The 13,562-nt window shown below is 72.5% G+C and carries 13 protein-coding genes; 6 read left to right on the plus strand and 7 right to left on the minus strand.

Annotation, left to right across the window (positions count from 1 at the left end; translation table 11 throughout):
- Positions 1-114 precede the first annotated feature (114 nt).
- Positions 115-1,380 (minus strand): glycoside hydrolase family 18 protein, encoded by a 1,266-nt coding sequence (locus Sco07f_RS25640; RefSeq protein WP_108989302.1) that lies wholly within the window; start codon positions 1,378-1,380, stop codon positions 115-117.
- Between the two features lie 366 nt (positions 1,381-1,746).
- Here Sco07f_RS25640 and Sco07f_RS25645 point away from each other — a divergent pair, with 366 nt between their 5' ends.
- Entirely contained in the window at positions 1,747-2,955 is a 1,209-nt protein-coding gene (locus Sco07f_RS25645; RefSeq protein ID WP_108989303.1) for an acyl-CoA dehydrogenase family protein, read from the plus strand.
- On the opposite strand, the gene Sco07f_RS25650 is transcribed toward Sco07f_RS25645, so the two are convergent.
- Both Sco07f_RS25650 and Sco07f_RS25655 read right to left on the minus strand, forming a co-directional pair.
- Entirely contained in the window at positions 2,918-3,235 is a 318-nt protein-coding gene (locus Sco07f_RS25650; protein WP_042825771.1) for a hypothetical protein, read from the minus strand. The genes Sco07f_RS25645 and Sco07f_RS25650 overlap by 38 nt on opposite strands.
- Before the next feature lie 180 nt (positions 3,236-3,415).
- A complete protein-coding gene (locus Sco07f_RS25655; RefSeq protein ID WP_007447415.1) occupies positions 3,416-3,853 on the minus strand; it encodes a hypothetical protein in 438 nt (145 codons plus the stop codon).
- A 277-nt stretch (positions 3,854-4,130) separates the two neighbouring features.
- Between Sco07f_RS25655 and Sco07f_RS25660 the strand changes: the two genes are divergently transcribed.
- From Sco07f_RS25660 to fxsA, 4 genes are all read left to right on the plus strand, one after another.
- Entirely contained in the window at positions 4,131-4,571 is a 441-nt protein-coding gene (locus Sco07f_RS25660; RefSeq protein WP_007447408.1) for an Lrp/AsnC family transcriptional regulator, read from the plus strand.
- An 89-nt stretch (positions 4,572-4,660) separates the two neighbouring features.
- Complete coding sequence (locus tag Sco07f_RS25665; RefSeq protein ID WP_167468223.1) at positions 4,661-6,265, plus strand: amidohydrolase; 1,605 nt, start codon at positions 4,661-4,663, stop codon at positions 6,263-6,265.
- A gap of 524 nt (positions 6,266-6,789) precedes the next feature.
- Complete coding sequence (locus Sco07f_RS25670) at positions 6,790-7,677, plus strand: polyprenol monophosphomannose synthase (RefSeq protein WP_108989305.1); 888 nt, start codon at positions 6,790-6,792, stop codon at positions 7,675-7,677.
- A 46-nt stretch (positions 7,678-7,723) separates the two neighbouring features.
- Complete coding sequence (gene fxsA, locus Sco07f_RS25675; protein WP_007447396.1) at positions 7,724-8,299, plus strand: FxsA family membrane protein; 576 nt, start codon at positions 7,724-7,726, stop codon at positions 8,297-8,299.
- Between the two features lie 127 nt (positions 8,300-8,426).
- On the opposite strand, the gene Sco07f_RS25680 is transcribed toward fxsA, so the two are convergent.
- The 4 genes from Sco07f_RS25680 to yczE form a co-directional block, all read right to left on the minus strand.
- The gene (locus Sco07f_RS25680) at positions 8,427-8,801 is read right to left on the minus strand and encodes an RNA polymerase-binding protein RbpA (RefSeq protein WP_003977404.1); all 375 of its coding nucleotides are present in this window, start codon (positions 8,799-8,801) and stop codon (positions 8,427-8,429) included.
- Positions 8,802-9,078: 277 nt separating this feature from the next.
- Positions 9,079-10,434 carry an MFS transporter gene (locus tag Sco07f_RS25685; RefSeq protein ID WP_042825769.1) on the minus strand — a complete coding sequence of 452 codons (1,356 nt, stop codon included), beginning with the start codon at positions 10,432-10,434 and terminating at the stop codon, positions 9,079-9,081.
- Positions 10,435-10,487: 53 nt separating this feature from the next.
- Positions 10,488-11,255, minus strand: a complete 768-nt coding sequence (locus Sco07f_RS25690) for a glycerophosphodiester phosphodiesterase family protein (RefSeq protein WP_007447411.1) — start codon at positions 11,253-11,255, stop codon at positions 10,488-10,490.
- The gene (gene yczE, locus Sco07f_RS25695; protein ID WP_174855407.1) at positions 11,252-11,953 is read right to left on the minus strand and encodes a membrane protein YczE; all 702 of its coding nucleotides are present in this window, start codon (positions 11,951-11,953) and stop codon (positions 11,252-11,254) included. The genes Sco07f_RS25690 and yczE overlap by 4 nt, the downstream gene beginning before the upstream one ends.
- A 101-nt stretch (positions 11,954-12,054) precedes the next feature.
- Between yczE and Sco07f_RS25700 the strand changes: the two genes are divergently transcribed.
- Positions 12,055-13,554: an SCO1417 family PLP biosynthesis transcription factor gene (locus Sco07f_RS25700; protein WP_054101787.1), complete on the plus strand. Its 1,500-nt coding sequence runs from the start codon at positions 12,055-12,057 to the stop codon at positions 13,552-13,554.
- Positions 13,555-13,562 lie beyond the last annotated feature (8 nt).

A 13,562-nucleotide genomic window follows, 5' to 3' on the forward strand; every position in this document is an offset into this window, starting at 1 on the left:
GACGGGGACGTCCGACGGGGACGTCCGACGGAGGCGCTCGACGGAGACGCGCGACGGAGGGGCGGAGACCCGAGCCGGTCTCCGCCCCTCCGCCCCCCGTGTGCGCCGGGTGGTTCAGTCGATCGCCTTGATCAGCTCACCGTTCGCGGTGTCGCCGCTCAGCTCCCAGAAGAAGGTGCCGCCCAGGCCCTGTTCGTTCTTGTAGGCCATCTTGGTGGCGATGGTCGCCGGAGTGTCGTAACTCCACCAGTCGTCACCGCACTTGGCGTAGGCGGTACCGCCCACGGTGCCGGTCGCCGGGCAACTCGTCTTCAGCACCTTGTAGTCCTCGATGCCGTTCTCGTACGTGCCCTTGGCCGGGCCGGTCGCGGTGCCGCCCGGTTCCGCCTGGGTGACGCCCGTCCAGCCGCGGCCGTAGAAGCCGAGTCCGAGCAGGAGCTTCGAGGAGGGAATGCCGAGCCCCTTGAGCTTCGCGATCGTCGCCGAGGTGTGGAAGTCCTCCTTCGGAATGCCGGAGTACGAGGTCAGCGGTGAGTGCGGGGCGGTCGGCCCGGCGGCGTCCCAGGCACCGAAGAAGTCGTACGTCATCGGGTTGTACCAGTCGACGTACTGGGCGGCCCCGGCGTAGTCCGCCGCGTCGATCTTGCCGCCGGAGGTGGCGTCGGCCGTGATCGCCGCGGTGACCAGGTAGTCCTGGCCGAACTTGGCGCGCAGGGCGCCCATCAGCTTGGGGAAGGCCTCGCGGCCGCTGGTGTCGCAGCTCAGGCCGCAGGCGTTCGGGTACTCCCAGTCGATGTCGATGCCGTCGAAGACGTCGGCCCACTTCGAGTTCTCGACCAGGTCGTAGCAGGACTGGGCGAACGCCTCCGGGTTCTGCGCGGCCTGTGCGAAGCCGCCGGACCAGGTCCAGCCGCCGAAGGACCAGAGGATCTTCAGGTCGGGGTGCTTCTTCTTCAGCTTGAGCAGCTGGTTGAAGTTGCCGCGCAGCGGCTGGTCCCAGGTGTCGGCGACGCCGTCGACGGATTCGGCCGCGGTGTAGGCCCGGTCGGTCGCCGCGTAGGCGTCGCCCATGGCGCACTTTCCGCCGGTGACGTTGCCGAACGAGTAGTTGATGTGGGTGAGTTGGTCGGCGGAGCCGGACGACTCGACGTTCTTGACGTGGTAGTCGCGGTCGTAGACGCCCCATTCGGTGAAGTAGCCGACGACCTTGGATCCGGCCGCGGCCTGCGCGGCGGGTGCCTCGGCCGGTGCGGCGGGCGCCGCAGCGGTGGCCGTGGCCGGTCCGGCGCCGGCCAGCAGCCCGGCGCCGAGGGCGACGGTGCACAGGGCGGAGAGGAGCGTCCGGGTGGGGCGGACGCGGGGGAGGTGCGGGACGTGCATCGGGTGTCTCCTCGTGGGGGGAAGAGGGAACGCGCGCCGATTGGCATGAACGCGGTAACGCGTTCGGTTCGTCACCGTAGGAGGACTAGACCAGTGCGGTCAATGGTTCGGACCATTCTTGATTTCCGGAGCCGGAATCCCGGACCTCGGGGCCCGGTCCGGGTTGTTCTCCGAATTCTTTGAGTAAGCGGTCGTTAACTGGTGACTCCGTGCCTCCGATCGGGCATACTCACAGCGCACAGCCGCTGGTCAGCCGCTTCCGCGACCCGGGAGTGCGAGCATCGGCCAGGCCCGAACGACCGGCGGAGCCGCCTCCACCCAAGGCGTACGTCCGCCGATGTGCCCAACAGGGAGGAGAGCGTCGCCATGCCCGACCGCGCCCCGCAGCCGGTGGACCGGCAACTGCCCACGGACGAGGCACGGGACCTGATCTCGCTCGTCCGCGACATCGCGCAGCGTGAGATCGTCCCGAGCGCGGCCGAGGAGGAGGACGCCGGACGCTTCCCGCGCGAGGTCTTCACCCTCCTGTCCGACTCCGGCCTCCTCGGACTGCCCTACGACGCCGAGTTCGGCGGCGGGGAGCAGCCGTACGAGGTCTATCTCCAGGTCCTGGAGGAGCTGGCCGCGGCCCGGCTCACCGTCGGCCTCGGCGTCAGCGTGCACACGCTCGCCTCCTACGCGCTCGCCACCTACGGCACCAAGGAGCAGCAGGCCGAGCACCTGCCCGCGATGCTCGGCGGCGGTCTGCTCGGCGCCTACTGCCTCTCCGAACCCGCCTCCGGCTCCGACGCGGCCTCACTGCGCACCAAGGCCGTGCGCGACGATGGGGGCACCGCCCGCTCGAGCGAAGCCGAGAGCGGGGGAGATTGGGTGATCACCGGCACCAAGGCTTGGATCACGCACGGCGGCATCGCCGACTTCTGCACCGTCATGGCGCGCACGGGCGAGGACGGACCGCGCGGCATCACCGCTTTCCTCGTGCCCGGCGACGCCGAGGGCCTCAGTGCCGCGGTGCCGGAGAAGAAGATGGGGCTCAAGGGCTCGCCCACCGCGCAGGTCCACCTCGACGGCGTGCGGGTGCCCGACGCCCGCCGCATCGGCGACGAGGGGCAGGGCTTCGCGATCGCCCTGTCCGCGCTCGAATCCGGCCGGCTCGGCATCGCCGCCTGCGCGATCGGCGTCGCCCAGGCGGCGCTGGACGAGGCGGTGTCCTACGCGGCCGAGCGGCGGCAGTTCGGCAAGCCGATCGCCGACTTCCAGGGGCTGCGCTTCATGCTCGCCGACATGGCGACGCAGATCGAGGCCGGCCGCGCGCTGTACCTGGCGGCGGCCCGGCTGCGCGACGCCGGACTGCCGTTCGCCAAGCAGGCCGCCATGGCCAAGCTGCACTGCACCGACACGGCGATGCGGGTCACCACCGACGCCGTGCAGGTCCTCGGGGGATACGGCTACACGGCCGACTTCCCGGCCGAGCGCTACATGCGCGAGGCCAAGGTGCTGCAGATCGTCGAGGGCACCAACCAGATCCAGCGCATGGTCATCGCCCGTCACCTCGCGGGTCCCGAGGAGCGGTGAGGTCGGCGGCGACGGCGAAGCCGCCGCCGACCCGGAAGTCGCCGGTGGTGAAGAAGTCGCCCGAGGCGAAGAAGTCACCGAGCCCGCGCGGGGGCTCCGCGAGCCTCACCCACTCGGGGTCGTGGCGTCCCGGCAGGGTGCGGCCGCCGTCGGCCCAGGTCCGCATCAGCTCTCGGTAGATCGGCGGGTCCGGGATCTGCGGGGCCGGGGGAACCGGCCCCGCGGGCACCGGCACGAACACGCGGCGCCGGCTTCCGGCCGACGAGTACGTGGGGGTCATACCCGGGCAACGCGGCAAACCGCGGACAGGTCACCGGCGGGCGTATTCGAGCGTGAGTTCGCGGGTGCCCACGGGCGAACACCGGTTGCCGGCCCCGGCCCGACGCCCCTCGCCGCGCCCCGTCGCCCCCCACCCGCGTCACGGCCCCGGAGCAACGTGACGCGGGCCGGTTTCGCCGCCTCAGGCCGCTTCGCGCCGCATCGTCGGCACCCGCATCGGGCGCGAGCCCGGGCCGCCGACGTGGGAGAAGGGCTGGGTGCGCCAGTCGAGGCCGTGGGGGAGCGTCAACAGCAGCGCGGTGTCCTGCTCGTGGGGCCGGAGCGACTCGTCCGCCGAACGCGCCTCGGTGGCACTGCGGCCGGTGCCGGCGCAGACCGTGAGCCCGAACGGGTTCCACGGCGAGGCACACAGCGCGTGCTCCGGCAGCTTCTCCTCGTCCGCCAGCAGGGCGATGGGCTGCGCGCAGTCCGGGCAGACCACCCGGTACATCTCGTAGGTGTCGTACGTGTCGAGTTCCTCGTCGTCGAAGGCGTCCGGTTCGACGCCCTCCGATACGGGCTCGACAACCGGCTGCTGCCGCTTGGACGCGGTACGACCAGGGCGCTTAAGACTCTGCATGGGATCTCCCCCTCGGGCTGGGCCGTGACGGCACTGCGGCCTCGACCACAGCAAGCACTTCCCGTCCCCCCTCCGGGGTAATCACGGGAACATTACGGAGAACGTTCAACCAGTGTGGTCTTCGTCACATGCCGCTCGCAGATGCCCCCTGCGGGGGATTTGTCCCGCCCGGCCGCGGTCCCGGCGCCCCGTCGCGCGCCCGTCACATCACGAACGGGGTATGACCTGGGCTGCTCGGCTATCCGGGGAGATCAGCGGCACTGTAGGTTCTTGCGCCATGGAGGAGCTGGACCGACAGATCGTGCAGCTGCTCGTCAAGGACGGGCGGATGAGCTACACCGACCTGGGCAAGGCCACGGGCCTGTCCACCTCGGCCGTGCACCAGCGGGTGCGGCGGCTGGAGCAGCGTGGCGTCATCCGCGGTTACGCCGCGGTGGTCGACCCGGAGTCCGTCGGGCTGCCGATGACCGCCTTCATCTCGGTGAAACCGTTCGACCCCAGCGCGCCCGACGACATCGCGGACCGCCTCGCCGGTGTCCCCGAGATCGAGGCCTGCCACAGCGTCGCGGGCGACGAGAACTACATCCTCAAGGTCCGCGTGGCCACCCCGCACGAGCTGGAGGAACTGCTCGCACGGGTCCGCTCCCTCGCCGGTGTCTCCACCCGCACCACCGTGGTCCTGTCGACCCCCTACGAGTCCCGGCCGCCGCGGATCTGACCGGCGCCGCGAGGGAGCGCCGGGACCCGCCCCGCTCCCCGGCCGCCCCGGCTGCCGGGCGGGGCCCGTGAGGGGCGAGACTGGTGCCCATGAGTGAGTCCACCACCCCGTCCACGACCGTCCTGCTGCGCCGCGGCGAGGTCCACAGTCCCGCCGACCCCTTCGCCACGGCCATGGTCGTCGAGCGCGGCCAGGTCGCCTGGGTCGGCTCGGAGGGCGCCGCGGACGCCTTCGCGGACGGGGTCGACGAGGTGATCGACCTGGACGGCGCCCTCGTCACCCCCGCGTTCACCGACGCACATGTGCACACCACCGCCACGGGCCTCGCCCTCACCGGTCTCGACCTGACCGGCGCCCCCACCCGCGAGGCGGCCCTCGCCCTCGTACGGGACTTCGCCGCCGCCCGCCCGGACGACCGGGTGCTCCTCGGCCACGGCTGGGACGCCGCCCGCTGGCCCGACGGGCAGCCCCCCACGCGCGCGGAACTGGACGCCGCGACCGGCGGCCGTCCCCTCTACCTCAGCCGGATCGACGTCCACTCGGCCGTCGTCACCACCGCCCTCCTCGACCTGGCGCCCGGTGACCTCGCACGCGGGGACGGCCCGCTCACCGGCGACGCCCACCACGCCGTACGCGCCGCCGCCCTCGGGGCCGTCACGCCGGTCCAGCGCGCCGGGGCCCAGCGCGCCGCCCTCGCGCACGCCGCCTCCCTCGGCATCGGAACCGTTCACGAATGCGCAGGCCCGGACATCTCCTCCGAGGACGACCTCACCGGGCTGCTGCGCCTGTCCGCGGGGGAACCCGGACCGAGGGTGATCGGCTACTGGGCCGAACAGGACGTCGACAAGGCGCGGGAGCTGGGAGCCGTCGGGGCGGCCGGCGACCTCTTCGTCGACGGCTCCCTCGGCTCGCACACCGCCTGTCTGCACCAGCCCTATGCCGACGCGGACCACACCGGCACCGCCCACCTGGACGCCGCCGCCGTCGCCGCCCACGTCGTCGCGTGCACCGAGGCCGGCCTCCAGGCGGGCTTCCACGCCATCGGCGACGCCGCCGTGAGCGCCGTCGTCGAGGGAGTGCGTGCCGCCGCCGACAAGATCGGCCTCGCCCGCGTCCGCGCCGCCCGCCACCGGATCGAGCACGCCGAGATGCTCACGCCGGAGACCGTCGCGGCCTTCGCCGAGCTGGGTCTGACCGCCTCAGTCCAGCCCGCCTTCGACGCGCTCTGGGGCGGCGAGGACGGCATGTACGCCCAGCGCCTGGGCGCCGAGCGGGCCCGCACGCTCAATCCCTACGCGGCCCTGCTGCGCGCCGGTGTGCCGCTCGCCTTCGGCTCCGACAGCCCGGTCACGCCCCTCGACCCCTGGGGCACGGTCCGGGCCGCCGCCTTCCACCACACGCCGGAGCACCGCGTCTCCGTCCGCGCGGCGTTCACGGCGCACACGCGCGGCGGCTGGCGGGCGATCGGCCGCGACGACGCGGGCGTCCTGGTGCCCGGCGTGCCCGCGGACTACGCCGTCTGGCGTACCGGTGACCTCGTCGTCCAGGCTCCCGACGACCGGGTGGCCCGCTGGTCGACCGACCCGCGCTCGGGCACGCCCGGCCTGCCCGACCTCACCCCCGGCCGGGACCTGCCCGTCTGCCTGCGTACCGTGGTGGGCGGCCGGACCGTCTTCGTACGGCCGGGCGAGTGATCTCCACGGCCGACGGGGCGATGATCTTCGGGCGGCCACGACCTGCCTCGTCTCCGCGCTGACCTGCGCATTGATGGTAAAGGTGCAGGTCGAACGGCTGTTGACAGGCGACGGCCGGGGGCCGGTAGGTTCGGCGGAGTCCACCACCGGACGCCCGACCGGGGAATCTTCCGCACAAGCGTCGCGGCGCCGCTGAGTCAGGGACGGTGTGCCGCACCGGGGCACCGTCACTGGGAGCCAGGCTCAGTGCCCGCACCGCGACGAGGGAACGTTCCGGCCGGTCGGGAGGTGTGACCCGGGTGGGGCCCGGGCGCTCAGTAGACAACGGCTCAGGTCGACCCGCAGCCGGCGGGTCCCGGGCCGGCCCGAAGGGCGCCGGGCCCCCATCCGTCGCACAACGACCCGAATCGGCCATCCTTACCCCGCTCTCGGGGAAACGACACCACCGGACGGCCGTCCTGTCACGTCGACGCAGGCCGCGGCGATTATGGTGGTCCTCTGTGTACGGACACGAAGGGGCATCGGTGAACGACGGCGACGGGACGCCCGCGGCTGCGGGGCGTGAGAGGCGGTTCGGCCCCCTGGGCACGGCCCTGGTGATCATCCCGACCTACAACGAGGCGGAGAACATCAAGGCGATCGTCACGCGCGTGCGCGAGGCCGTCCCCGAGGCACACGTGCTCGTGGCCGACGACAACAGCCCCGACGGCACCGGCAAGCTCGCCGACGAACTGGCGGCCGTGGACGACCATGTCCAGGTCATGCACCGCAAGGGCAAGGAAGGGCTGGGCGCGGCCTACCTCGCGGGCTTCCGCTGGGGGCTGGAGCACGGGTACGGCGTGCTCATCGAGATGGACGCCGACGGCTCCCACCAGCCCGAGGAACTGCCTCGCCTGCTGACCGCCCTCAAGGGCGCCGACCTGGTCCTCGGCTCCCGCTGGGTGCCGGGCGGCCGGGTGGTGAACTGGCCCAAGTCCCGCGAGTACATCTCGCGCGGCGGCAGCATGTACTCGCGGATCGCGCTCGACCTGCCGCTGCGCGACATCACCGGCGGCTATCGCGCCTTCCGCCGCGAGACCCTCGAAGGGCTCGGCCTCGAAGAGGTCGCCTCGCAGGGCTACTGCTTCCAGGTCGACCTCGCCCGTCGGGCGATCAAGGCCGGCTACCACGTCGTCGAGGTGCCGATCACGTTCGTCGAACGCGAACTCGGCGACTCCAAGATGAGCCGCGACATCCTCGTCGAGGCGCTGTGGCGGGTCACCACGTGGGGCGTGGGGGAGCGGGTCGGCAAGGTCCTGGGCCGCGACAAGCTGCCCGACGCCGCGCCCGGTGGGCCGGAGGCTCCTGGCGACAAGTCGACAAAGCCGGCGGAGTCGACCGGGTCGGCGAAGGTCCCAGACGGCAACGCCTGACGGCCCCCTTACGCCGCACTGAGCCGGGGCCAGGCACACTGGAAGCATGACGACTGGCGCTCAGACCCCCAGGTCCCCCGCCCGGCCCCCGCGTTCCCGGCTGCGCACCTTCCTGCCGCTGGGCGTCGCCGCGTGGCTCGTGCTGGAGATCTGGCTGCTGGTCCTGGTCGCGGGGGCCTCCAGCGGCTTCGTGGTCTTCCTGCTCCTGGTCGCCGGCGTGGTCCTCGGCTCCGTGGTCATCAAGGCGGCCGGGCGCCGGGCCTTCCGCAATCTCACGGAGACGCTCAATCAGCAGCAGTCGGGCACACCGCCCGAGGCCGCCCGTCCGAACAGCGAGGGCAACGGCCTGATGATGCTGGGCGGGCTGCTCCTGATCCTGCCCGGCCTGATCTCGGACGCGCTCGGCCTGCTGATGCTGCTGCCCCCAGTGCAGAAGGCCGTCAGCCGCTACGCCCAGCGGACGGTCGAGCGCAAGCTCCGCGCCGCCGGCCCCGGCACCCTGGGCGACGCCTTCCGCCAGGCCCGGATGCACCGCCCGGACGGCAAGGTGGTCCAGGGCGAGGTCATACGGGACGACCCCGACGACACCCCGCAGGACCCCCGGCCGCCGCTGACGCGCTGAGCCCGGGCCCCGGGGCCGGGGCCGGCGCTACGGCGAAACCGCGCACGACAAACCGCAGGTGCCGTACATGAGATCCATGTACGGCACCCGCGGTTGTTCGGTGTTGTGTGTCGCCTACGGTTTCCCGCTACGCACTCTTGCGGCTGTCACGCGGATGCACCGCGATGTTCATCGCGCCGGAGCGCAGAACGGCCAGCCGCTCCTCGAGGACCTCTTCGAGCTCCTCGCGGGTGCGTCGCTCCATCAGCATGTCCCAGTGCGTACGCGCGGGCTTGGCCTTCTTCTCCTCAGGGCCGTCGCCGTCAACCAGAAGTGCCTGGGCCCCGCAGACCTTGCACTCCCACTCCGGCGGGATCTCCGCCTCGACCGAGAAGGGCATCTCGAATCGATGCCCCTTCTCGCATGCGTACTCCACGGCCTGGCGCGGGGCCAGGTCGATGCCGCGGTCCGTCTCGTAGCTGGTCACCACGAGGCGCGTGCCGCGAAGAGCTCGCTCACTCATGAATCGTGCCTCCCGGGCTTGTCGCCCACAGGACAGGTGTCGCTGTCGTCGTCATCCGGTCAACGTCCGGGCGGCGGTAAAGATTCCCGTTCCGACTCACGATCCGGGCCCTGCGTCGCCGTCGCAGCCGCAGCCTTGCAACCAGTGCAGTACCCGCCGACGTCCGGTTTGTCACCTCTGCTGGCAGATGTGACATAGCGATTCGGCACCTTTGACGCGCAGTAACGGTACGCCTGGCAGGCCAAACGCGTACACTACAGCCCTTTCGCGCCGAGTGCTAAATCCTTTCGGGTACCGGATTGCCCGCGTCGCCGATCGCACGCCGCACGGGCACCCGCGCGAGGAGCGCGAAGCCGATCACGAAGAAGACGACCAGCGAGATGATCGCGTCCCGGTAGCTCCCGGTCAGCTGGTAGGTGAGCCCGAAGAGCAGCGGCCCCAGCCAGCTCATCCCGCGGTCGCTCAGCTCGTACGCCGAGAAGTACTCGGCCTCCTTGCCCGGCGGGACCAGGTGGGAGAACAGGGAGCGGGACAGGGCCTGGCTGCCGCCCAGGACGAGCCCGATCCCGGCGGCCAGCACGAAGAACCACGCCGGCGCCCCGGCCGGCAGGAAGTACCCGGCCGCGAGGGTCACCGTCCAGGCCACCAGCGACCCGAGGATGGTGCGCTTGGCCCCGTACCTGCGGGCCAGCCGGCCCAGCGCCAGGGCGCCCGCCACCGCCAGTACCTGGACCAGGAGCACCGCCACGATGAGCGTGGACTGCCCGAGGTCCAGTTCCTCGGAGCCGTAGACCGAGGCCTGGGAGATCACCGTCTGGATGCCGTCGTTGTAGACCAGGTACGCCAGCAGGAAGGCCAGTGTCAGCGGGCGGCGGCGCATGTCGCGGACGGTCGCCGCGAGCTGGCGGAAACCGGGCAGCGCCGCCTCCCGGGCCACCGCGCGCCGGTCGCGCAGCCGCCGGAGCGGAATGAGCGCGAAGGCGCCCCACCACAGCCCCGCCGACGCCAGGCAGATGCGCACCGCCGCGCTCTCGCTCAGCCCGAAGGAGTCGTGGCCGGTGTAGAGCACCAGGTTGGCGACCAGGACCACGGAACCGGCCGCGTAGCCGAAGGCCCAGCCGCGGGAGGAGACCGCGTCCCGTTCCTCGGGCGGGGCGATCTGGGGCAGGTAGGAGTTGTACAGCATCATCGCGACCGACTGGGCCGCGTTGGCCACGACCAGGAGCAGGCCGCCGAGCAGATAGCGGTCGCCGTCCAGGAAGAACATGCACGTCGTGGCCGCCGCACCGGTGTACGCGGCGGCGGCCAGCAGCGGCTTCTTGCGTCCCGAACGGTCGGCGGCGGCACCCACCAGGGGCATCACCAGCACCGCCACGATCACCGACAGCGACACCGAGTACGCGAAGAACGACCCCGCCCGCACCGGTATGCCCAGCGGATGGACGTACCCGTCCCCGTCCGCCGCCGATTCGGCGACCGAGGTCAGATAGGGCCCCAGGAACACGGTGAGCACACTCGTCGAGTAGACGGAGCACGCCCAGTCGTAGAAGTACCAGCCGCGCTGCTCGCGCCGCCGTTCGGCCGCCGGGTCGGCCCCGTCGGCCGCGCCCGTCCGCAGGGTGTCGGTGCCCACCCGTGCCCTCGCTTCCCCGTGCACGCGCACCGTCCCCGGGGTACGGCCGGGTCTCATACCCAGACGCCGCGGTCCTCCATGACCTTGCGCAGTGTGTCGATGTGATCGGTCATGATGCCATCCACTCCCAGATCCAGGAGCCGGTGCATGCGGTCCGGATCGTTCACCGTCCAGACGTGCACCTGCAGTCCGCGCGCGTGGGCGGCGCGCACGAAGCGGCGGTCCACCACCCGGACGCCCGACTGCGCCTCGGGAACCTGGGCGGCCAGCGCCGAGCGGCGCGGCGCGGCCGGTACGCCCCAGGAGCGCAGCCGCAGACCGAGGACGCCACGGGTGCCGTACGAGGTGGCCAGGCGCGGACCGGCCAGCCGCTGGGCGCGGACCACGCGGGCCTCGGAGAACGAGCCGACGCAGATCCGGTCCCAGGCGTCGTGCCGTTCGATCAGTTCCAGGAGGGGCCGCAGCGCGGGCTCCGCCTTCACGTCGATGTTCCAGCGCACCCCGGGGAAGGCCGCCAGGAGCTCCTCGAACAGCGGCACCGGTTCCTCGCCCGCCACGCGCGCGTGGCGCACGGTCTCCCACGGGAGGTCGGCGATCCGCCCGGCCCCGTCCGTCACCCGGTCCAGGGTGGCGTCGTGGAAGGCGACGAGCTTCCCGTCCCGCGTGGCGTGCACGTCGGTCTCGATGTACCGGTAGCCCGCCTCCACCGCGCGGCGGAACTGCCGCAAGGTGTTCTCCAGGCCGTCCGCCGCCCCGCCCCGGTGGGCGAAGGCGATCGGGCCGGGATGGTCGAGGTAGGGGTGGCGTATCGGGGTGGTCACCGACGCAGTATTGCGCGCCGGGGTCGACCGGCGGCAACCACCGTGCTGCCCTCCGGTGTCGGCGGCACGGCGAACACGCGCAGGAACACCTGGGCGAGCGGGCCGATCGACACGGCGTAGAGCAGGGTGCCGAGGCCGACGGTGCCGCCGAGGGCGAAGCCCGTCACCACGACGGTGATCTCGACGGCGGTCCGCACCAGGCGCACCGAGAGTCCCGTGCGCCGGTTCAGCCCCGTCATCAGGCCGTCGCGCGGGCCCGGGCCGAACCGTGCGGCGATGTACAGACCGGTCGCCGCGCCGTTCAGGACGATGCCCGACACCATGGCGGCGATCCGCAGTGTCCAGCCGTGCGCGTCCGGGACGACGCTCAGCGTGGCGTCCATCGCGGCGCCGATCACCAGCACGTTGGAGACCGTGCCGAGGCCCGGTCGCTGGCGCAGGGGTATCCACAGCAACAGGACCACCGCACCCACGATCGTCAGCACCACGCCCATCGAAAGACCGGTGTGCTCCGCGAGGCCCTCGTGCAGCACGTTCCACGGCTCGAGACCGAGCCCGGACCTGACCAGCAGCGCGGAACTCGCGCCGTACAGCACGAGTCCGCCGTAGAGCTGGGTCAGCCGCCGGGCGAGGTGCCCCGGCTGCCGGGATCGCGTCGACGGCCGGGACGGCCGGGACTGCCTGGGCTGCCTGGACAAGAGGTGCCCCCTCCGTGGTGGTAATGGCCTGCCGCATGACACCATGTGGCTTGAGAAGCAGAGTCAACCATGGCCAATTCGGGGAAGGTGGACTGATTTCCATGGCGCAGTGGACCTCGGCCGTGGGGGCGGGGCAGCTGGCCCGGCTGCTCGGCTCCCAGCAGGACCGCCCGGCCGGACCCGGCACGCGCCGCCCGCCGGCCTACCGCGCGCTCGCCGACGGCATCCGGTTGCTCGTCCTCGAGGGCCGCGTCCCGGTCGCCGCCCGGCTGCCCGCCGAACGCGAACTGGCCCTCTCCCTCACCGTCAGCCGCACGACCGTCGCCGCCGCCTACGAGGCGCTGCGTGCCGAGGGCTTCCTGGAGTCCCGGCGGGGCGCGGGCAGCTGGACCGCGGTTCCGGCCGGGAACCCGCTGCCGGCCCGGGGCCTCGAGCCGCTGCCGCCCGAGGCCCTCGGCTCGGTGATCGACCTCGGGTGCGCCGCGCTGCCCGCACCCGAGCCCTGGCTCACCCGCGCGGTGCAGGGCGCCCTCGAGGAGCTGACGCCGTACGCGCACACCCACGGCGACTACCCGGCCGGGCTGCCCGCGCTGCGCGCGATGATCGCCGAGCGGTACACCGCGCGGGGCATCCCCACCATGCCCGAGCAGATCATGGTGACCACGGGCGCGATGGGCGCGATCGACGCCATCTGCCACCTCTTCGGAGGCCGCGGCGAACGCATCGCCGTGGAGTCCCCCTCCTACGCCAACATCCTCCAGCTGATGCGCGAGGCCGGCGCCCGGCTGGTGCCCGTCGCGATGGCCGACGGGCTCACCGGCTGGGACGTGGACCGCTGGCGCCAAGTGCTGCGCGACGCCGCACCCCGCATCGCCTATGTCGTCGCCGACTTCCACAATCCCACCGGCGCGCTCGCCGACGACGACCAGCGACGGCGCCTGGTGGACGCCGCCCGCTCGGCGGGGACGGTGCTCGTGGCCGACGAGACGATGAGCGAGCTGTGGCTGGACGACGACGTCGAGATGCCGCGCCCCGTGTGCGCCTTCGACCCGGCCGGCTCCACCGTGATCACCGTCGGCTCCGCGAGCAAGGCGTTCTGGGCCGGGATGCGCATCGGCTGGGTCCGGGCCGCGCCCGACGTGATCCGCAGCCTGGTCGCCGCGCGCGCCTACGCCGACCTGGGCACCCCGGTGCTGGAGCAGCTCGCCGTGAACTGGCTCTTCAGCACCGGCGGCTGGCAGCAGGCCGTGACGGTGCGCCGCGAACAGGCCCGGCAGAACCGGGACGAGCTGGTGGCCGCGGTACGGCGGGAGCTGCCCGACTGGGAGTTCGAGGTCCCCCGGGGCGGACTCACCCTGTGGGTGCGGACCGGGGGTCTGTCGGGCTCCCGGCTCGCCGAGGCGGGGGAGCGGGTGGGCGTCCGCGTCCCGTCCGGACCGCGCTTCGGGGTCGACGGTGCCTTCGAGGGGTACGTCCGGCTGCCGTTCACGGTCGGCGGCGCGGTCGCCGAGGAGGCGGCGGTACGACTGGCCGCGGCGGCCCGGCTGGTGGAGAACGGCGGCGCCGGCGGCGGCGAGGCACCGAGGACGTTCGTGGCCTGAGACCGGTC

Origin of the sequence: Streptomyces coelicoflavus (assembly GCF_003112555.1) — a bacterium.
Taxonomy (GTDB): Bacteria; Actinomycetota; Actinomycetes; order Streptomycetales; family Streptomycetaceae; genus Streptomyces; species Streptomyces coelicoflavus.

Excerpts from the sequence above, each read along its gene's own strand:
- Sco07f_RS25700 (WP_054101787.1), top strand. The coding sequence starts at position 12,055 with ATGGCGCAGTGGACCTCGGCCGTGGGGGCGGGGCAGCTGGCCCGGCTG.
- Sco07f_RS25650 (WP_042825771.1), bottom strand. The coding sequence starts at position 3,235 with ATGACCCCCACGTACTCGTCGGCCGGAAGCCGGCGCCGCGTGTTCGTG.
- Sco07f_RS25680 (WP_003977404.1), bottom strand. The coding sequence starts at position 8,801 with ATGAGTGAGCGAGCTCTTCGCGGCACGCGCCTCGTGGTGACCAGCTAC.
- Sco07f_RS25640 (WP_108989302.1), bottom strand. The coding sequence starts at position 1,380 with ATGCACGTCCCGCACCTCCCCCGCGTCCGCCCCACCCGGACGCTCCTC.
- Sco07f_RS25660 (WP_007447408.1), top strand. The coding sequence starts at position 4,131 with ATGGAGGAGCTGGACCGACAGATCGTGCAGCTGCTCGTCAAGGACGGG.
- Sco07f_RS25665 (WP_167468223.1), top strand. The coding sequence starts at position 4,661 with ATGAGTGAGTCCACCACCCCGTCCACGACCGTCCTGCTGCGCCGCGGC.
- fxsA (WP_007447396.1), top strand. The coding sequence starts at position 7,724 with ATGACGACTGGCGCTCAGACCCCCAGGTCCCCCGCCCGGCCCCCGCGT.
- Sco07f_RS25655 (WP_007447415.1), bottom strand. The coding sequence starts at position 3,853 with ATGCAGAGTCTTAAGCGCCCTGGTCGTACCGCGTCCAAGCGGCAGCAG.
- Sco07f_RS25645 (WP_108989303.1), top strand. The coding sequence starts at position 1,747 with ATGCCCGACCGCGCCCCGCAGCCGGTGGACCGGCAACTGCCCACGGAC.